The 18956-nt window shown below is 67.3% G+C and carries 11 protein-coding genes; 6 read left to right on the forward strand and 5 right to left on the reverse strand.

Annotated elements, in window-relative coordinates:
• The 5 genes from htpG to ACOJTB_RS06490 all read right to left on the reverse strand — a co-directional run.
• Positions 1 to 1813: molecular chaperone HtpG (htpG, locus tag ACOJTB_RS06470; RefSeq protein WP_420101703.1), on the reverse strand; the 1813-nt coding region annotated here is incomplete at its 3' end.
• Between the two features lie 160 nt (positions 1814 to 1973).
• Positions 1974 to 2513: a GNAT family N-acetyltransferase gene (locus ACOJTB_RS06475; protein WP_420101704.1), complete on the reverse strand. Its 540-nt coding sequence runs from the start codon at positions 2511 to 2513 to the stop codon at positions 1974 to 1976.
• Positions 2514 to 2526: 13 nt separating this feature from the next.
• Positions 2527 to 4896, reverse strand: a complete 2370-nt coding sequence (locus tag ACOJTB_RS06480; RefSeq protein ID WP_420101705.1) for an Orn/Lys/Arg family decarboxylase — start codon at positions 4894 to 4896, stop codon at positions 2527 to 2529.
• Positions 4897 to 5093: 197 nt separating this feature from the next.
• Positions 5094 to 6464, reverse strand: a complete 1371-nt coding sequence (locus tag ACOJTB_RS06485; RefSeq protein ID WP_420101706.1) for a sensor histidine kinase — start codon at positions 6462 to 6464, stop codon at positions 5094 to 5096.
• The gene (locus ACOJTB_RS06490; protein WP_420101707.1) at positions 6451 to 7116 is read right to left on the reverse strand and encodes a response regulator; all 666 of its coding nucleotides are present in this window, start codon (positions 7114 to 7116) and stop codon (positions 6451 to 6453) included. The genes ACOJTB_RS06485 and ACOJTB_RS06490 overlap by 14 nt, the downstream gene beginning before the upstream one ends.
• Positions 7117 to 7252: 136 nt before the next feature.
• On the opposite strand from ACOJTB_RS06490, the gene ACOJTB_RS06495 reads away from it, so the two are divergent.
• The 6 genes from ACOJTB_RS06495 to glgB all read left to right on the forward strand — a co-directional run bounded on the left by ACOJTB_RS06495 (position 7253) and on the right by glgB (position 18874).
• Positions 7253 to 8035 (forward strand): ABC transporter ATP-binding protein, encoded by a 783-nt coding sequence (locus ACOJTB_RS06495; protein WP_420101773.1) that lies wholly within the window; start codon positions 7253 to 7255, stop codon positions 8033 to 8035.
• Positions 8036 to 8048: 13 nt separating this feature from the next.
• The gene (locus ACOJTB_RS06500; protein ID WP_420101708.1) at positions 8049 to 8915 is read left to right on the forward strand and encodes an ABC transporter permease; all 867 of its coding nucleotides are present in this window, start codon (positions 8049 to 8051) and stop codon (positions 8913 to 8915) included.
• A gap of 47 nt (positions 8916 to 8962) precedes the next feature.
• Positions 8963 to 9979: an ABC transporter substrate-binding protein gene (locus ACOJTB_RS06505; RefSeq protein ID WP_420101709.1), complete on the forward strand. Its 1017-nt coding sequence runs from the start codon at positions 8963 to 8965 to the stop codon at positions 9977 to 9979.
• Between the two features lie 176 nt (positions 9980 to 10155).
• Positions 10156 to 13395: an alpha-1,4-glucan--maltose-1-phosphate maltosyltransferase gene (locus tag ACOJTB_RS06510; RefSeq protein ID WP_420101710.1), complete on the forward strand. Its 3240-nt coding sequence runs from the start codon at positions 10156 to 10158 to the stop codon at positions 13393 to 13395.
• Positions 13392 to 16679, forward strand: coding sequence for a maltose alpha-D-glucosyltransferase (gene treS, locus ACOJTB_RS06515; RefSeq protein ID WP_420101711.1), 3288 nt, complete (start codon positions 13392 to 13394; stop codon positions 16677 to 16679). Before ACOJTB_RS06510 ends, treS begins: the two co-directional genes overlap by 4 nt.
• Positions 16676 to 18874 carry a 1,4-alpha-glucan branching protein GlgB gene (glgB, locus tag ACOJTB_RS06520; RefSeq protein WP_420101712.1) on the forward strand — a complete coding sequence of 733 codons (2199 nt, stop codon included), beginning with the start codon at positions 16676 to 16678 and terminating at the stop codon, positions 18872 to 18874. Before treS ends, glgB begins: the two co-directional genes overlap by 4 nt.
• Positions 18875 to 18956 lie beyond the last annotated feature (82 nt).

Genomic DNA, 18956 nt, shown 5'->3' on the forward strand with positions numbered 1-18956 from the left:
CCGGGCGTTCGCCGTCGAGCACGCGGGCGGTGTCCAGCAGAAGATGCGCGACATCCGCGCGCAGCGCCTCGTCCTGCGCGCCGGCCAACGCCGCGACCACGGGGTGGCGCGGATTGATCTCGAGGATCGGCTTGGCGGCGCTGGCGACGCGGCCCGCGGCGCTCAGCATGCGCTCGAACTGCCGGTCGGGGCCGGAATCGGCAGCGACGAGGCAGACGGCGCTTTCGGTCAGCCTGTCCGAGGCACGCACATCGGCGACCTCCCCGGCCAGCGCCTCCTTCATCGCTGCGATCAGCGCCTGCGTTTCCGGCGTCGTCTCGGCCGCCGGCGCGGCGCCGTCGAGCAGGGGCACGAGGCCGAGATCGGCGGCGCCCTGCGTGACCGATTTGAACGGCTTGCCCTGGAAGTCGAGCCCCGCGGAAACCCAGAAGCTATCGACCGGATCGGACAGGAGCAGCACCTCGATCCCCCGCGCGCGGAAGCCCTCCAGCTGGGGCGAGGCGGCGATGCGGGCGGCATCGTCGCCGGCGATGTAGTAGATCGCCGTCTGGTTCTCCTTCAGCGCCGCGACGTAATCGGCGAGGCTGCGCCAGCCCTCGCCCGACGCCGTCGAGCGGAAGCGGGAGAGGCCGAGCAATTGCTCGCGACGTTCGAAGTCCTCGTAAAGGCCTTCCTTGATGACGGCGCCGAAATTCTCCCAGATCTTGGCGAAGGTCTCGCCGTCCTGCTCGGCGAGCTTGGCGAGGTCGGAGAGCACGCGGCTGGTCACGCCCTTCTTGATCGCGCCCAGCAAGGGGCTGTCCTGGATCATTTCGCGCGAAACGTTCAGCGGCAGATCGGAGGTGTCGACGATGCCGCGCACGAAGCGCAGATAGCGCGGCAGCAACTCCGCCTCGTCGGTGATGAAGACGCGCTTCACATAGAGCTTGATGCGGCCCTTGCGGTCGGCATCGAAGAGATCGAAGGGGCGCGAGCCGGGGACAAAGGCGAGCGCGGTGTATTCGTGACGGCCTTCGGCGCGGAAATGGACGGTCGCGGCCGGCTCGTCATACTGGCCGGCGAGGCCGCGATAGAAATCCGCATAATCCTCTTTCGTGATCTCGCTCTTGGGCTTGGTCCACAGAGCGGCGCCGTAGGCGAGAGTCTGGGCTTCGGCACCCGGCTTGTCGATCAGCGTGATCGGAACCGGCACGTGACCGGACTGCTCCTTGACGATGCGCTCCAGCGTCCAGCGCTCGGCATAGCTCTTGGCATCCTCCATCAGATGCAGCGTCACGCGGGTGCCCCGCGCCGGGGCCTCCTCCGCGGCGACGGGCGAGACGGTGAAGGCGCCCTTCCCGTCGGAGGCCCAGGCCCAGGCCTCCTCGCTGCCGGCCCGGCGGCTGACGACCTCGACCTGGTCCGCGACCATGAAGGCGGAGTAGAATCCGACGCCGAACTGGCCGATGAGCTGCGCGCCTTCCTTGCCTTCCGCCGAGGCAACCTTCTCCATGAAGCTGCGCGTGCCGGAGCGGGCAATCGTGCCCAGCGCCTCGATCATCTCGTCGCGACTCATGCCGATGCCGTTGTCGGAGAGGACCAGCCGGCCGGCTTCGGGATCGGCTGCTATCGCGATCGCCAGCTTCGGCTCCTCGCCGAGCAATTCGGGCTTTTCGATCGCCTCGTAGCGCAGCTTCTCGCAGGCATCGGCCGCGTTCGAGATCAGCTCGCGCAGGAAAACGTCCCGGTCGGAATAGACCGAATGGACCATCATGTGCAGGAGACGGGAGACGTCGGCTTCGAAGCTGCGCTGCTCGGTGCTGGCGGTGGTCATCATGGTTTCCGGATAAGCGATCGAAACGGCGATGCGAGGTTTTGCCGGACATCCCGGCGGCGCTGATCTGGTTGCCCGTTCGTCGAGTTCAAGGGCCGGGCGCGGTCTTTCGCATAGCCGGGCACGGATGGGCCGGAATCCGCAGGCGGGGGCGGACGCTTCAGGAAGCGGGCTGCGTCGCGCCGGCGCCCAGCGAGCGCTGCACCATCACGCTGTCGCACCAGCGGCCATAGCGATAGGCGACGCCGGGCAGCAGGCCGACGCGGGCGAAGGCGAAGCGCTCGTGCAACGTGAGCGAAGCCGTGTTCTCCGCATCGATATAGCCGATCATCTGGCGGAAACCGGCGGCCGCGCAGGCATCGATCAGGGCCTGCATCAGCAGCCGGCCGACGCCGCGGCCGAGATGCTCGTGATGCACGTAGATCGAGTGCTTCACCGCGAAACGATAGGCCGGGCGCTTGCGGAAGGGCACGACATAGGCGTAGCCCACGACCTCGCCGCCGCGCGTCGCCACCAGATGCGGCAGGCGCCGGTTGCGCAGGTTCTTGCGACGGTCGCGCAGATCGTCCGGCTGCGGGGAACCTGTATCCTCGACGCCAGCCTCGACGCCGCGGCGGATATGGCGGCGGTAGATCGCCAGCATCGGCTCGACATCGTCGTCCCGCGAGGGACGCACCAGAACGGGAAGATCGCTATCCATATCGCGCCTGGCCTCAGCGCCCGTCGGTCTCGCTGACGACATAGGTGTGCAGCCGCACGCGGCCCTCCGCGTCGAACTCGCGATAGACGCCCTGGATTTCCACCTCGAAGCCCGGGAAGGCGTTGAAGCAGGCCTCGAACATCTTGAGATAGTCGATCATGGGCTTGGCACGCTCGCTCAGGCGCTCACCGGGGACGATGGTGGCGATGCCCGGCGGGTAGACCACGAAGGGCGTCGTGGCAATGCGCCCGGCAAGGGCGTCGATCGGCAGATAATCGACATCGTTGCGGGTAAGGCAGCGGGCCGCGTCATGCGGCGACATCGCCATCTCCGGCAGATGCTCCGGTGAGAACTGGCGGTTCTGCAGGCCGCTGACGTCGTGATCGCGGAAGAAGCGATGCATCTGGCCGCACAGATCGCGCAGCCGCACCCCGGCATAGCGGCCGGGGCGGCGGCGGTAGAACTCCGGGATCGCCTCCTCGAGCAGGGCATTGTCGTCATGGAGCTTCTTGAAGGCGACGAGCCCACTGATCAGTGTGCCCGCCTTGCTCGCCTCGACGCCCGGCGTCAGCAGAAAGAGCAGGGAGTTGAGGTCGTTCTTCTCGGCGACGATGCGGTTCTCGCGCAGGAACTGCGCGACGATCGGCGCGGGGATGCCGTGCTCCTCATAGGCGCCGGTGAGCGGGTCGAAGCCGGGCGTCAGCAGTGTGAGCTTGTTGGGGTCGGTCATGGCGAAGCCCGGCTCCATGCCGGAAAAGCCATGCCAGCCGGCCTGCGGCGCGAGCTGCCAGTAGGAGGGGTCGCTGGCGAGGCGGTCGGTGGCGACCATCTCCCAGGCAAGGTCGTGGACGCCGCCCTCGCGCGCGGCATCGGCGATGCTGACCCGGTCCGGCACGAAGGGCTCGAAGAACCAGCGCCGCTCCGGCCGCGTCTCCTTTTCCTCGAATTCGCGGCGCACGGCGCGGATCTTCTTGCGCAGCTCGATGCCGAGCCGGATCGTGTCGTCCCAAAGCACCTCGCCGGAGCGGCCCTTCATCATCTGCGCGCCGACATCGAGCGAGGCGAAAAGCGGATAGAAGGGCGAGGTCGAGGCGTATTGCATGAAGCTTTCATTGAAGCGGCGATGCTCGACGCGCCGCTTCTGACCCTTGATGTGCCGGTCCTTGATGTGGATCTGCGAGGCCTGGCTGAAGCTCGCCAGCTGCTTGTGCGTCGATTGCGTGGCGATGATGCCGGGCGACTCGGGGCCCAGCCCGGTCAGGCCCATGGCGAAGCGCCCGGCATAGAGCGGATGGAACTTCATGAAGCCGGCCCAGGCCTCGTCGAAGAGGATGTATTCGCAAAGATGCCCGATCTTATCGAGGATCATCTGGGCGCTGTGGATCGTGCCGTCATAGGTGCATTGCTCGACCACGGCGACGCGGAAGGGCCGCGGCTTCTGCCAGGCATCCTTGTCCTTCACCAGCGGATTGGTGCGGATGCGCTCGCGCAGCGCCTCCTCGTCGAAGGCCTCCCAGCGCATCGGGCCGATCAGACCCCAGGCGTTGCGGGCGGTGGGGATATAGATCGGGATGCCGCCGGAGATCAGCAGCGCGCCGTGATGGGCGGCCTTGTGGTTGTTGCGGTCGAACAGCACGAGGTCGTCGTCGGTGACGAGCGCGGCCAGCGCGACCTTGTTCGAGGTCGAGGTACCGTTCAGCACGAAATAGGTCTTCTCCGCCCCGAAGATCTGGGCGGCTTCCTTCTGCGCCTTCAGCGCGGGGCCCTCATGTGTCAGAAGGTCGCCGAGATCGAGCACGGAATTGTCGAGGTCGTCGCGGAACACCGCCTCGCCCAGATGCTCCATGAAGACCCGGCCAATCGGGCTGCGGCTGTAGAACACGCCGCCATTATGGCCCGGGCAGGTCCAGAGGTGGTTGCCCTCCTCGGCATAGTCGACCAGCGCGCCGAAAAAGGGTGTCTTCAGCGTCTCGGCATATTGCTTGAGGCGGCTGATGAGGCTCTTGGCGATGAAGGGCGGGGTTTCCTCGGAGAGGAAGATGTAGCCGTCGATGAAGTCCAGCACCTCGACCGGCACGTCCTCGAAGCGCTTGCGGCGGATCAGCAGGATGATCGGGAAATCGAGGCCGCGGCGCCGCATCAGGTTGATGAGCGCGGCGGTCTTGCCCTCGAGGCCCTTCTTGCCCCAGTCGACCACCATGCAGCCGATGGCGGCGTCGGTCTGCACCGCGATCTCGGCATCCTCGAGCTTGCGGGCCTTCACGACCTCGAAGCCCGAGCGTTCGATCTCGTCGATGATCTGGTGAAAGCGGATGCCTTCGAGATCCTCGGCATCGAAGTTCGGCGTCGCGAACAGGAAGGTGAAGCGCCTGAAATAGTCCATGCCGGCTCCGCGGGCCGCCTCTCGCCCGGGCGGGCGCGTCCTGGGCGGCCGATATCCTCGTTATGGCAGCCCTTGCGGTCAAAGGGGCTCGCGCCCTCCTGCGACCCGCTGCCGCCTTCTCAGAACCGCAAGCCATGGAGGAAGGTTGCGACAGTTCCGCGACAATCAGCAAGGACCGCGCCGCAGGCCCGGCCCCGTCAGCGCGGCCGGCGGGCCAGGCTCAGCCGCACCCGCGTCAGCCCCGCCTCGCGCAGCACCGTCAGCTCGCCCTGATGGGCGCGTGCAACCTCGGCCGCGATCGACAGGCCGAGGCCGGAGCCGGTGGACTGCTCGCCCTTGGCGAAAGCCGGAAGCAGGGTTTCCGGCGGCGCGGGAAAGCCATCCCCGTCATCGGCGACCTCGACCCAGCCCATCGCCTCGTTGGAGCCGATCGCGACCGTCAGCCGGCCGCGCGCGCCGTGCTTCAGCGCATTGTCGATAAGGTTACCCAGCGCCTCGCGCAGGCTCACGGCGTCGCCGGCCACCACCGGCTCCGCCGCATCCGGGAGGAAGGCGATATCGACCTCGCGCGGCAGCGAAAGCGGCACCGCCTTGGCGAGCACCGACTTGGCGAGCGGGTTCAGTGCCACCGGCTGGGCCGCCATCGCATCGCTGCGGTGGATCACCATCGCATGATCCAGCAACTGGCCGGTCAGCCGGCCGAGCTCGGCCGCCCGCTCTCGGACACGCTGGATCGCCTCGGCCTTGCGCCTGGCCGAGGGCGTCGCCTGCAGGATCTCCAGCTGCGCGTCGAGCGCCGCGAGCGGCGTGCGGATCTGGTGCGCCGCGTCAGCGATGAAGCGCTGCATCAGCGCCATACGGTCGGACAGGCGGCGCATGAAGCCGTCGATGGCATGGACCAGCGCACTGATCTCGACCGGCGGAGCGACGCCGATGGGCCGCAGGTCATCCGGCTTGCGTCCGGCGATCTCGCGCTCGATCCGGGTCAGCGGCTCCAGCGCGAGGCCGAGCGCCCAGGCCGTCGCCGCCAGGGCGCACAGACTCACCACAGCGATGATGGCGAGGGCCTTGAAGGTGAGGTCCCAGGCCAGCGCCCGGCGCGCCTCGACCGTCTGGGCGATGACGATCGTGACCCAGCCGCGCGAGTCGGGCAGATCCACTTCGCGGGCCAGCGTCGCGATCCGAACCGGCTGGCCCAGATACTGCCCATCCTCCAGCACCGTGCCGCGACGGGCCGCGACGGGGTCGGCATCGGAGGCGAGATCCTCATAGCCGGCGATGACGACGCCGCGCGGATCGACCACCTTGTAGAAGACGAGATCATAGGCGGAGAGGGTCGCGATGGCCGAAACCGGCGGCTCGACAGCCACGGTCGCGCCCTGCACGAAGACGTTCTCGGCGATCTGCACCGCCCCGCCGCTGAGCAGCCGATCATAGGCCTGCTGCGCGGCCACGGCGGCGGAGTGCCAGGCGACGACCCCGAGCGCCACCGCCCCGCTCACGAGCACGGCCGCCAGCACGGCGACGATGCGGAACCGCAGCGAGAGCTGGAGTTCAGAGCGGAGCAAGCTGATAGCCCAAGCCGCGCAGGGTGCGGATCTCGACCGGCGCGTCGCCGAGCTTGCGCCGCAGCCGGGTCACGAACTGCTCGACGGCATTCGGGCTCGCCTCCTGGTCGAAGTTGAAGAGCTGTTCGACGAGCTCCTCCTTCGGCACGATCCGTTCCGGCCGCATGGCGAGGATCTCCAGCACGGTGAGTTCCCGCCGCGTCAGATTGAGCGGGCGCCCTTCGATGGTGGCGACGCGCCCGGCGCGGTCGATCGCCAGCGGCCCGACGCACAGCAGATTGTCGGACTGGCCGGCGCTGCGGCGCAGGAGGGCGCGGGCGCGCGCTTCCAGCTCGCCGTAATCGAAGGGTTTGACCAGGTAATCGTCGGCGCCCAGATCGAGTGCGCCAATGCGCTCGTCGACAGCCGAACGCGCCGTCAGCACCAGCACGGGCGTTTTGAGCTTGCGCGCCCGCATCCCCTTCAGGATCGCCAGGCCGTCCTGTCCCGGCAGGCTGAGGTCGAGGATCACCAGGTCATAGCCCTGCACCGCCAGAAGCTCGGCGGCGACCGCGCCGTCCCGCTCCCAATCGACGGCGTGGCCGATCTTTTCGAGCCGCATCACCACAGCCTCGGCGATGTCGGCAGTGTCCTCGACGACGAGCACGCGCAAGCGAAATTCCTTCGGGATTTCAGGAGTCAGTTTCAAGTCAGTTGCGGATGCTACTGCATTCGCCAAGCGCCCTTAAGTGCGCTGGGAAACGATCGTCAAGGGAGGTCCGATGCTGCAGTCGACCCACGCCACAGCCATGTCCGCTTCAACCGCCGCTACTCCGGCGCTTTCGCCGCTGCTCAGCGTGGACGGGGTTACGCTGCAATACAAGACGCCAGATGCGATCGTCACCGCGACGCGGCGCGTCTCCTTCGACGTCTACCCGTCCGACCGTTTCGTGCTGCTGGGGCCCTCCGGCTGCGGCAAGTCCACTCTGCTGAAGGCGATCGGGGGCTATCTGACGCCGGTCGAGGGGCAGATCAGCCTGAAGGGCCGCAAGGTCCACGGCCCCGGCCCGGACCGCATGATGGTGTTTCAGGAATTCGACCAGCTGCTGCCCTGGAAGACGGTGCGCGAGAACGTCGTCTTCGCGCTGACGGCATCGGGCCGCGCCGGCGCGGCGGAAGCCGAGGAGCGCGCCCGCTCCTATATCGACAAGGTCGGCCTGACCAAGTTCATCGACAGCTTCCCGCATATGCTGTCCGGCGGCATGAAGCAGCGCGTGGCGATCGCCCGCGGCATGGCGATGGAGCCCGACGTGCTGCTGATGGACGAGCCCTTCGCGGCGCTCGACGCCCTCACCCGCCGCAAGATGCAGGACGAATTGCTGCGGCTCTGGGACGACACGAAGTTCACCGTGCTCTTCGTCACCCATTCGATCGAGGAAGCGATCCGCATCGGCACGCGCATCCTGCTGCTCTCGCCGCATCCCGGCGAGGTCAAGGCCGAGCTCAACAGCGTGCCGGCAGAGAAGATGGGCACCGGCGAGCAGGCCGCGCTCGAAACCCGCATCAACGACATGCTCTTCGCGCATCACTGACGGGACACACATCATGACCGATCTCGTCAGCTTCCGCCCTGAAATCATCCGCGACGTCCATTCCAGCGACGCGCCCGTCATCGCCAAGACCCTCGGCTGGTTCGAGCGGATTTATCGCCTCGGTTTCGTGCGCAAGGGCGTGATCCTCGCCGCTCTCGCTCTGGCCTGGGAGCTCTATGGAAACTGGCTCGGCAATCCGCTGCTCTTCCCCACTTTCGGCCAGACGGTCGAGGCTTTCATCGGCAATATCGCCAACGGCGTCATTCCGGCGCGCATGATGGTCTCGCTGCAGACGCTGGTGATCGGCTACGGCATCGGCATCGGGCTCGCCGCCGTGCTCACCACGCTCGCCATCGGCTCGCGCATCGGCGCAGACCTGCTGGAAACGCTCACCTCGATGTTCAACCCGCTGCCGGCCATCGCCTTGTTGCCGCTGGCGCTGATCTGGTTCGGATTGGGCACCGGCAGCATCATCTTCGTGCTGGTGCATTCGGTGCTGTGGGCGATCGCGCTCAACACCCATGCCGGATTCCGCTCGGTCTCCAACACGCTGCGCATGGTGGGGCTGAACTACGGGCTGCGCGGGCTGAAGCTGGTGCGCCTCATCCTGATCCCCGCCGCTTTCCCGGCGATCCTGACCGGGCTCAAGGTCGGCTGGGCCTTCGCCTGGCGCACCCTGATCGCCGCAGAACTCGTCTTCGGCGTTTCGTCCGGCTCTGGCGGGCTGGGCTGGTTCATCTATGAGAACCGCAACCAGCTGGAGACCGCGAACGTCTTCGCCGGCCTGTTCACCGTCATCCTGATCGGCCTCTTTGTCGAGAACGTGATCTTCGCCACGATCGAGCGCAAGACGATCCGGCGTTGGGGCATGCAGCACTGATATCCGCATTCAACAGGCCGAACGGCCGTCACCCAGGGAGGACCACCATGTCACTGAAAATCGTGATCCGCAGCGCCGTCGCCGCGCTCGCCATCGGCGCGGCGCTCGCCTCGCCCGCCAAGGCGGAGGTCTCCGAAGTCCGCATCTCCAAGGGCTTCGGCATTCTCTACCTGCCGCTCATCGTGATGCAGGACCAGCAGTTTCTCGAGAAGCGCGCCAAGGCCGCCGGCCTCGGCGACATCAAGGTCAACTGGCTGATGCTCGACGGCGGCAACGTCATCAACGACGCGATGATTGCCGGCACGCTCGACTTCGCCGGCACCGGCGCGCCGGGCTTCGTCACGCTCTGGGCCAAGGCGAAGGGCATCCCGGGCGTCGAGGTGGTCGGCGTCTCGGGCATGAGCTCGACCTCGCAATGGCTGATGACCAACGATCCCAAGATCAAGTCGCTGCAGGACTTCACCGCCAACGACAAGATCGCCCTGCCCGGCATCAAGACCTCGCTGGCGGCGGTGACGCTGCAGATGATCTCCGCCAAGGTCTTCGGCGATGCCAACTATGCCAAGATGGACCCGATGACGGTCTCGCTGCCCCATCCCGAGGCGCTGGCCGCGCTGATCGGCGGCAAGACCGAGATCAAGGCCCATTTCACCTCGCCGCCCTTCCAGTACATCGAGGCCAAGGCGCCGAACGTCCACCGCGTGCTCAACTCGGTCGACTATCTCGGCAACATGACGCTGGACGTGACCTTCGCGCCGAAGAAATTCGTCGATGCCAACCCGAAGATGACGCAGGCGTTCATCGACGCGATGGACGACGCCAACGCCCTGATCGAGAAGGACAAGAAGCTCGCCGCCGAGATCTACGCCAAGAGCTCGAAGGTGAAGGTCGACGCGGCCGAGATCCAGCAGATGATCGAGGACAAGGATTCGCGTTTCACCACGACCCCGGAAGGCGTGCTCCAATACGCCGAATTCCTGCACAAGGCGGGCTCGATCAAGCTGAAGCCCGCCAAATGGAGCGATATGTGGGTGCCGCAGATCGCCGCCCGTCCGGGCAGCTGATCGCGGTCTTCGCCGGCTGCGACGGCCGGGCTTCTGCGCGGTTGGACCGGGGCTGATGGGGGGCCGGCCGGACGTCTCCGCCGGCCGCGCAGCGGCGCTCCTCTTCGGGAAAATTCGGAACCCGCGCCATCCGGCAACCGTTCTCCCCTCGTCTGACGGGAGAACGGAGTGCTGTTTTGGCCAGCCCATTGCCGCAGGAAGACGCTGCGCACACCCAGCGCGCGCGCCGCACCGGGCGTGCCCGCCGGCTCTATTATCTCCATCCCTGGATCGGTCTGGACATCGGTTGGGACGAGGCCGCCCGGGCCGCTCAGGAGCTCGGGTTTTCGCATATTCTGCTCGGCTGGCCTTTCGGTTCCTCGGCCGATCTGCTGCTGACGCAGGATCTGGGCCGCATCGCTGGCGAGGCTGCCGATGAGCGGCTTTCCGCGCTGGCGGGGACTTGCCGCGAACTCGGCCTCGAGCTGTGGATCGACCTCACCATCGCGCGGGCGGCCGCGGGCGGCGTGCTCGCGCAGGACCAGCCGGATCTGTGGCACCGGCCGCAGGCTTCCGGCCTCGACCCGCGCAGCCTGACGAACCCAGAGGCGACACAAGCCCGCTTTGACCACGCGCCCGAACGCGAGCGGCTCGCGGCCGTCTGGGCCGAGCGCGTTCTGGCGTGGCAGCGGCTCGGAATATGCGGCGTGCGCTGCCACGAGGCCGGCACGCTGCCGCTCGACATCTTCGCCGCGATCCTCGGCCCCGCCCGCGACCGGGGTCTTTTCGAAGCCTTCGGCTGGATGGACGGCGCCTCGCCGGAGGGCTTCTCGGCCGCGGCGGATCTGTTCGATTGGGTGAGCCCGCGCACGGATTTCGCCGGCGAGGACCCGGCGGGTCTGATCGAGGCCTCTCACACGGCGTCGCGAAACGGCGGCGCCGGTCTCATCGGGGTCGTGGGCCATCCGTTCGCAGCGCGCAGCCCGGCGCGCCGGCCCGGCGATTGGATCCGCCGCGCCGAGATCGCCTGCGCCACAGCAGCCCTGCTGGCCGATGGGTGGCTGCTGCCGATGGGCTTCGAATACGGGATCGAAAGCCCCTTCCAGCACGCCGCGCCTGAGGATTTCGCGGTGGCGCGCGCCGGAACCGCGGATCTGCGCGGCAGCGTCCAGGGGGTCAATGCGCAGGCGAGCGCGCTGGAGCTGGAGGCGGACGGGCAAATGCGCCCGCTGCGGCTCAGCGAGCGTGTCAGCGTGGTGCTGCGGCAGGGCGAGGAGACGGCGCCCCGCCTGATCGTGATCAATCGCGATCCGGTCAACGCCTTGCCGTTCGCGATCGAAGCACAGGCCGCCCGGCTCGGGCTTTCTCCTGCCCCGGCCTCGGAGATGCTGCAACTGCCGCCCGCAAGCGCGGCGAGCGTCGATCTGCGCCCCTCGAAGCCCGTTCTGGCAGCAGAACCCGTCCCCCTCCCGGAGCGGGCAACGGTGGCGCGCCAGCGCATCGCGATCGAGGCCGTGCAGCCGGTGGTCGAGGGCGGGCGCTTCCCGGTGAAGCGCTGCATTGGAGATATCGTGACCGTGACGGCCGATATCTTCGGCGACGGGCATGAGGTGCTGGCGGCGGAGCTGCGCTGGAAGCCGCGCGACGAAGAGGCTTGGTCACGCGCGCCGATGCGACCGCGCGGCAATGATCGCTGGCAGGGCGGGTTTCCCCTGCTGCGGGTGGGACCGCACGATTTCTCCATCGAGGCCTGGTGGGACGAGTTCGGCACCTTCCGGCGCGACTTCGCCAAGAAGCGCGAGGCGGGGCTCGATCTGAGGCTCGAAATCACGGAAGGCCGGATGCTGCTGGAACGTTTCGCGGCGGGGTCCGGGCCGGACGAGCGCGCCGTCATCGAAGCACATCTGGCCCGCCTCGGCGCCTCGCCCGACGAGGACAGCGCGCTACTGCTGGCCGACCCGCTGGCCGGCGCGATGGCGAAGGCCGACCCGCGCCCGCATGCGACGGGGGCCGAGCGCGTCTTCACGGTGGAAGCGGATCGCGAGGCCGCCGGTTTCTCCAGCTGGTACGAGCTGTTCCCGCGCTCGATCACCGATGATCCGGGCCGGCACGGCACCTTCCGCGACGTGATCGGACGTCTGCCCGCGATCCAGGCCATGGGCTTCGACGTGCTCTACTTCCCGCCGATCCATCCGATCGGGAAGACCAACCGCAAGGGCCGCAACAACAGTCTCGTCGCCGGCCCCGACGATCCCGGCAGCCCCTATGCGATCGGAGCGGCCGAGGGCGGCCATGACGCGATCCATCCCGAACTCGGCAGCCTCGAGGACTTCCTTGCTCTGGTGAGGGAAGCCGGCCGGCACGGGCTGGAAATCGCGCTGGATTTCGCGATCCAGTGCTCGCCCGACCACCCCTGGCTCAAGCAGCACCCGGATTGGTTCTCGTGGCGGCCGGATGGCTCGATGCGCTATGCCGAGAACCCGCCCAAGAAGTATCAGGACATCGTCAATGTCGACTTCTATGCGCCGGGTGCCGTTCCCGATCTGTGGCTGGCGCTTCGGGACGCGGTGCAATTCTGGGGCGATCAGGGCGTGCGGATCTTCCGCGTCGACAACCCGCACACCAAGCCGTTTCCGTTCTGGGAGTGGCTGATCGCGGATATCCGCTCGCGCGATCCGGGCGTGCTATTCCTCGCCGAGGCCTTCACCCGGCCGAAGGTGATGTACCGTCTCGGCAAGGTCGGTTTCTCGCAGTCCTACACCTATTTCACCTGGCGCAACACCAAGGCGGAGCTGACCGAGTATCTGACGGAGCTCAACGCCGCGCCGGCGCGAGAGATCTATCGGCCGCATTTCTTCGTCAACACGCCGGACATCAACCCCGTCTTCCTGCAGACATCCGGCCGACCGGGCTTTCTCATCAGGGCGGCGCTGGCGGCGACGCTGTCGGGCCTCTGGGGCGTCTATTCCGGCTTCGAGCTATGCGAATCCGCGCCGGTCCCCGGCAAGGAGGAGTATCTTGACAGCGAGAAATACGAGATCCGGCCGCGTGACTGGCAGGCGCCAGGCAACATCGTCGCCGAGATTGCGAAGCTCAACGCGATCCGCCGGGCCCATCCGGCTCTGCAGAGCCATCTCGGCCTCACCTTCTACAACGCCTCCGACGACAACATCCTCTATTTCGGCAAGCGCGACGCCGATTCCGACGAGATTATTCTCGTCGCGGTCAATCTCGATCCGCACAACGCCCACTCGGCCATGATCGAAGTGCCACTCTGGGAGTTCGGCAGTTCGGACGACGCGGCCGTCGCCGTCGAAGACCTGATGCTGGGCCATCGCTTCACCTGGCACGGCAAGACCCAGACCATCCATCTCGATCCCCATAGCGCGCCGTTCTCGATCTGGCGGATCACCATGCCCGGGGGAGCACTGTCATGAACGCGCCGTTCAATGCCGAGACGATCGCATCCGCGCCGCAGCCCGATGCGCGCGATCCGCAATGGTACAAGGACGCGATCATCTACCAGCTGCATGTGAAGTCGTTCTTCGATGCCAATGACGACGGCATCGGCGACTTCCCGGGGCTGATGGCGAAGCTCGACTATATCGTCAGCCTCGGCGTCAACGTCCTGTGGCTCCTGCCCTTCTACCCTTCGCCGCGGCTCGACGACGGCTACGACATCTCCGCCTACAAGGCGGTGCATCCCGATTACGGCTCCGTCGCGGATGTGAAGCGCTTCATCAGGGCGGCGCATGAGCGCGGCCTGCGGGTCATCACCGAGCTCGTGATCAACCACACCTCCGACCAGCATCCCTGGTTCCAGCGGGCGCGGCTGGCCAAGCCCGGCTCGGCGCATCGCAACTTCTACGTCTGGTCCGACAACGACCAGCTCTATTCCGGTACGCGCATCATCTTCCTCGACACCGAGCGCTCGAACTGGACCTGGGACGCGACGGCGGGCGCCTATTACTGGCACCGCTTCTATTCGCACCAGCCGGACCTCAATTTCGACAATCCGGCGGTGCTGAAGGCGGTGCTCGGCATCATGCGCTTCTGGCTCGATCTGGGTGTCGACGGGCTGCGCCTCGATGCCGTGCCCTATCTGATCGAGCGCGACGGCACCTCCAACGAGAACCTGCCGGAGACCCACGACATCCTGAAGAAGATCAGGGCCGAACTCGATGCCGCCTATCCGGACCGGATGCTGCTGGCCGAGGCCAATATGTGGCCCGAGGACACGCAGGCCTATTTCGGCGAGGGCGACGAATGCCACATGGCGTTCCACTTCCCGCTCATGCCGCGCATGTACATGGCGATCGCGCAGGAAGACCGCTTCCCGATCACCGACATCATGCGGCAGACGCCCGACATTCCCGAAAACTGCCAGTGGGCGATCTTCCTGCGCAACCATGACGAGCTGACACTCGAAATGGTGACGGACAAGGAACGCGACTATCTCTGGAACTTCTATGCGGCCGACAAGCGCGCCCGCATCAATCTCGGCATCCGCCGGCGGCTCGCCCCGCTGCTGGAGCGCGACCGGCGCCGCATCGAGCTCATGAACAGCCTGCTGCTCTCGATGCCCGGCACGCCGGTGATCTATTACGGCGACGAGCTCGGCATGGGCGACAACATCTTCCTCGGCGACCGCGACGGCGTGCGCACGCCGATGCAATGGTCGCCGGATCGCAATGGCGGGTTCTCCAAGGCCGACCCCGCGAGCCTCGTGCTGCCACCGATCATGGACGCGCTCTATGGCTTCGACGCCGTCAATGTCGAAGCGCAGATGCGCGACTCCCATTCGCTGCTGAACTGGACGCGGCGCATTCTCGCCGTTCGCAAGGAGCACAAGGCTTTCGGCCGGGGCACGCTCCGCTTCCTCTATCCGAAGAACCGCAAGGCCTTCGCCTATTTGCGCGAACATGACGGCGAGACGATCCTGTGCGTGGCGAACCTGTCTCGCTCGGCGCAGGCTTTCGAGCTCGATCTGGCGGAGTTCGCCGGCCAGCACCCTGTCGAAATGCTGGGCAACGCCGTCTTCCCGGTGATCGGCCAGCTGAACTACCTCATCAGCCTCCCGCCCTACGGCTTCTACTGGTTCGTGCTGGCGAAGGACGCGCAGGTTCCGTCCTGGCTCAGCCAGGCGCCCGAGCCGATGCCGGATTTCATGACCTTCGTGCTGCGCGGCGGCGCGGAGGAGATGATCACACCGCAGCACCGGCGCGATTTCGAGACGCAGATCCTGCCGCCCTACCTCGCCAAGCGCCGCTGGTTCGCCACCAAGGACCAGCCGATCGAGGAGGCGTGCGTGGCCTACACCGCCCGAATCGGCGCGGGGCGCGAGGCGGCCCTCGTCGCCGTCGATGCCCGCCAACCCGGCGGAACCGATCGCTATCTGCTGCCGCTCGGCATCGGCTGGGACGATCAGGTTAGCACCGCGCTGCCGCAGCAGCTGGCGCTGGCGCGGGTGCGTCGCGGGCGGCGCATCGGTTATCTGACGGACGCCTTCACCCTGCCCGAGTTCATCCATCAACTGCTTTCGCTTCTCAAGAGCAATGAGACGATCGAAAGTTCGGCGGGCCAGGTCTCGTTCCGGCCGACGGCAGCCTGCGACGCCCTCGCGATCGGATCCGAGGATCCCGTCCGCTGGCTCTCGGCCGAGCAGTCCAACTCCTCCGTGATCGTGGATCACAAGCTGATGCTCAAGCTGTTCAGGCGGCTGTCGCCGGGGCAGCATCCGGAAGCGGAGATGACGCGCGTCCTCACCGCGCGCGGCTTCGCCAACGCCCCTGCTCTCATCGGAGAGATCGTCCATGTGCCGGCGCAGGGCGAAGAGGAGGTGATGGCGGTCGTCCAAGCCTATGTGCCCGGCGAGGGCGACGCCTGGGAATGGACCATGTCCTATATCGGGCGGGCGCTCGACGAGATGGCGCGAGAGGACCACGAGCTCGGCGATCTTCTGGCGATCTATGATGGGTTCTCGCGGCTGCTCGGGCGGCGGCTCGGAGAGATGCATCTGGTGCTGGCGCAACCGAGCGAGGATCCCGCGTTCAGCCCCGAAACCGCCGGAGAGGCTCAGGTCGAGCGCTGGCGCGAGCGCATCCTCGGCCGCATCGACGCGGCTTGTGCGGGGCTGGCTCGCCGGCGCGAGACGCTGGGGCCGGACGAGGCGGGGCTGGCCGAGCGCGTGCTGTCGCGGCGGGACGCGCTGATGGCGCATGTCGAGGCGCTGTGCCGCCGGGCGCGCGGCAGCCTGCTCCACCGGGTCCATGGCGATTTCCATCTCGGCCAGGTGCTGGTGGCGAGCGGCGACGTCTACATCATCGATTTCGAGGGCGAGCCGGCGCAGCCTCTGGCGGAGCGGCGGGCGAAGGACAGCGGCTGGCGCGATGTCGCGGGCATTCTGCGCTCCTTGGATTACGCGCTCGCGGCGGGGCGGCGCCTCGGTGCCGCATCGGGCCGCGAGGAGCGCTACGACCAGCTGGCGGCGCGCTTCCGCGAGACGATGCCGGCCGCGCTGGTGGAGGCCTATCGCGAGACGATCGGGGCCGCGATTTCGGATGGCGAGGACGAGAGGGCCCTGCTCGATCTCTTCCTGATCGACAAGGCGGCCTACGAGATCGGCTATGAGCTGAACAACCGGCCGGATTGGCTCGCCGTGCCGCTGCAGGGGCTGGCACAGCTTCTCGACACCATGCTGCCGCAGGAGGAGCCGCGATGACCGACGCGACGATCGACCGGGTTCCGGCCCTCGACGCGACGACGGCGGAGGCACTCGCGGCCGGAAGGCTCGGCGATCCCTTCGCCGTGCTTGGTCCGCATCAGGGTGAGCGCGGGCGCTATCTGCGGGTCTTCGTGCCAGGCGCCGAAAGCGTTTCAGTGCAGGCGGACAGCGCGAAAGAACCGGTCCGCTTGCGGCGCTCCGAGCCGGAGGGTCTCTTCGTCGGCGACATCGAACCGGGCCCTTACCGGCTGCTGATCCGCTGGCCGGGCGGTGAGCAGGAGACCGAGGATCCCTATGGCTTCGGCGCGCTTCTGGGCGACCTCGACATCCATCTGATCGCCGAGGGCAGCCATCTGGATCTCGCCAGCGCACTCGGCGCCCGCCCGGTGGCGGTCGATGGCGTGCGCGGCGTGCGTTTCGCCGTCTGGGCGCCGAATGCCCGCCGCGTCTCGGTCGTCGGCGATTTCAATGTTTGGGACGGGCGGCGCCACCCGATGCGCCGGCGCGGCGGCAGCGGCGTCTGGGAGCTCTTCATCCCCCGGCTCGGCAGCGGCGAGCTCTACAAATACGAGTTGGTGGATGCGCAGGGCTATCTGTTGCCGCAGAAGGCCGATCCGGTAGCCCGGGCGGCCGAGCTGCCGCCCGGCACCGCCTCGATCGTGCCGCGGCAGGAGCCGCATCGCTGGAACGATGCCGAGTGGATGGCCGGCCGCGCCGCCCGCCAGCAGGCCGAGGCGCCGATCTCGATCTACGAGCTGCACCCGGGGTCCTGGGTGCGAGAGGCCGGGGGCGAGAGCCCGGATTGGCGCGGCCTCGCGCGCCGGCTGGTGCCTTATGCCAAGGCGATGGGCTTCACCCATGTCGAGCTGCTGCCGGTGAGCGAGCATCCCTTTGCCGGCTCATGGGGCTATCAGCCGCTCGGCCTGTTCGCGCCGACGCGGCGCTTCGGCGAGCCGGAGGATTTCGCCCTCTTCGTCGAGGCCTGCCATGAGGCCGGCATCGGCGTGATCCTCGACTGGGTGCCGGCGCATTTCCCGGCCGACGCCCATGGCCTCGCCCGTTTCGACGGCTCGGCCCTCTACGAGCATGAGGATCCGCGGGAGGGATTCCATCAGGATTGGAACACGCTGATCTACAATCTCGGCCGGCGCGAGGTCGCGAATTTCCTGTTCGCAAGCGCGCTCTACTGGCTGGAGCATTTCCATGTCGACGGCCTGCGCGTCGATGCCGTCGCCTCGATGCTCTATCGCGACTACAGCCGCCAGCCCGGCGAATGGGTGCCGAACATCCATGGCGGGCGAGAAAACCTGGAAGCGGTAGAGTTCCTGCGCCGGCTCAACACCATCGTGGCCGAGCGCTGCCCCGGCGCCGTGATGATCGCGGAGGAATCGACCGCATGGCCCGGCGTGACCGCGCCCGTGCGCGATGGCGGCCTCGGCTTCGCCTATAAATGGAACATGGGCTGGATGCACGACACGCTGCATTATGTCGAGCGTGACCCGATCCACCGGCGCCATCACCATCAGGCGATGACCTTCGGGCTCGTCTACGCCTATTCGGAGCGTTTCGTTCTGCCGCTCTCGCATGACGAGGTGGTCCACGGCAAAGGCTCGCTGCTGGAGAAGATGCCGGGCGACGACTGGCAGAAATTCGCCGGCCTGCGCGGTTACCTCGGCTTCATGTGGACGCATCCCGGCAAGAAGCTGCTGTTCATGGGTGGCGAGATCGCCCAAAGGCGGGAGTGGAACCATGATGGAGAGCTCGACTGGGACCTGCTGAAGGATCCGCGCCATCGCGGCGTGCAGCAGCTGGTCGGAGACCTCAACCGCCTCTACCGCGACCTGCCTGCGCTCCATGTCGGCGATGCGCGTCCCGACGGGTTTCGCTGGCTGATCGAGAACGACGCCGAGCAGAGCGTCTATGCCTATCTGCGAACGGCGCCCGGCGCCGAGCCGGTTCTCGTCCTCGTCAATATGACGCCCGTGCCGCGCTGGGGCTATCGCGTCGGAATTCCCGCAGGCGGCTGGTGGCGCGAGGTCTTCAACAGCGATGCCGACATCTATGGCGGCTCGGGGCTGGGCAATGGCGGCGGTGTCGACGCCCGCGAGGGTGGGCATGGCGGCGAGCCGGCCTTCCTCGATCTCGTTCTGCCGCCGCTGGCCACGCTGATCCTGGTCGGCCCGCGCGACTGAGGACTCACAGCTCCAGGACGAAGATCGCCGCCACTCCGGGTCACCGCGCCAGCGATGAGCCTGGAATGACGGCGATTGTTTT

The organism is Allobosea sp. (assembly GCF_048595345.1).
Lineage (GTDB): Bacteria > Pseudomonadota > Alphaproteobacteria > Rhizobiales > Beijerinckiaceae > Allobosea.

What these genes read in the sequence shown, in the direction of transcription:
- ACOJTB_RS06475 (WP_420101704.1), bottom strand. Translation starts at nt 2,513, where the DNA reads ATGGATAGCGATCTTCCCGTTCTGGTGCGTCCCTCGCGGGACGACGAT.
- ACOJTB_RS06480 (WP_420101705.1), bottom strand. Translation starts at nt 4,896, where the DNA reads ATGGACTATTTCAGGCGCTTCACCTTCCTGTTCGCGACGCCGAACTTC.
- ACOJTB_RS06495 (WP_420101773.1), top strand. Translation starts at nt 7,253, where the DNA reads ATGTCCGCTTCAACCGCCGCTACTCCGGCGCTTTCGCCGCTGCTCAGC.
- ACOJTB_RS06500 (WP_420101708.1), top strand. Translation starts at nt 8,049, where the DNA reads ATGACCGATCTCGTCAGCTTCCGCCCTGAAATCATCCGCGACGTCCAT.
- ACOJTB_RS06505 (WP_420101709.1), top strand. Translation starts at nt 8,963, where the DNA reads ATGTCACTGAAAATCGTGATCCGCAGCGCCGTCGCCGCGCTCGCCATC.
- treS (WP_420101711.1), top strand. Translation starts at nt 13,392, where the DNA reads ATGAACGCGCCGTTCAATGCCGAGACGATCGCATCCGCGCCGCAGCCC.
- glgB (WP_420101712.1), top strand. Translation starts at nt 16,676, where the DNA reads ATGACCGACGCGACGATCGACCGGGTTCCGGCCCTCGACGCGACGACG.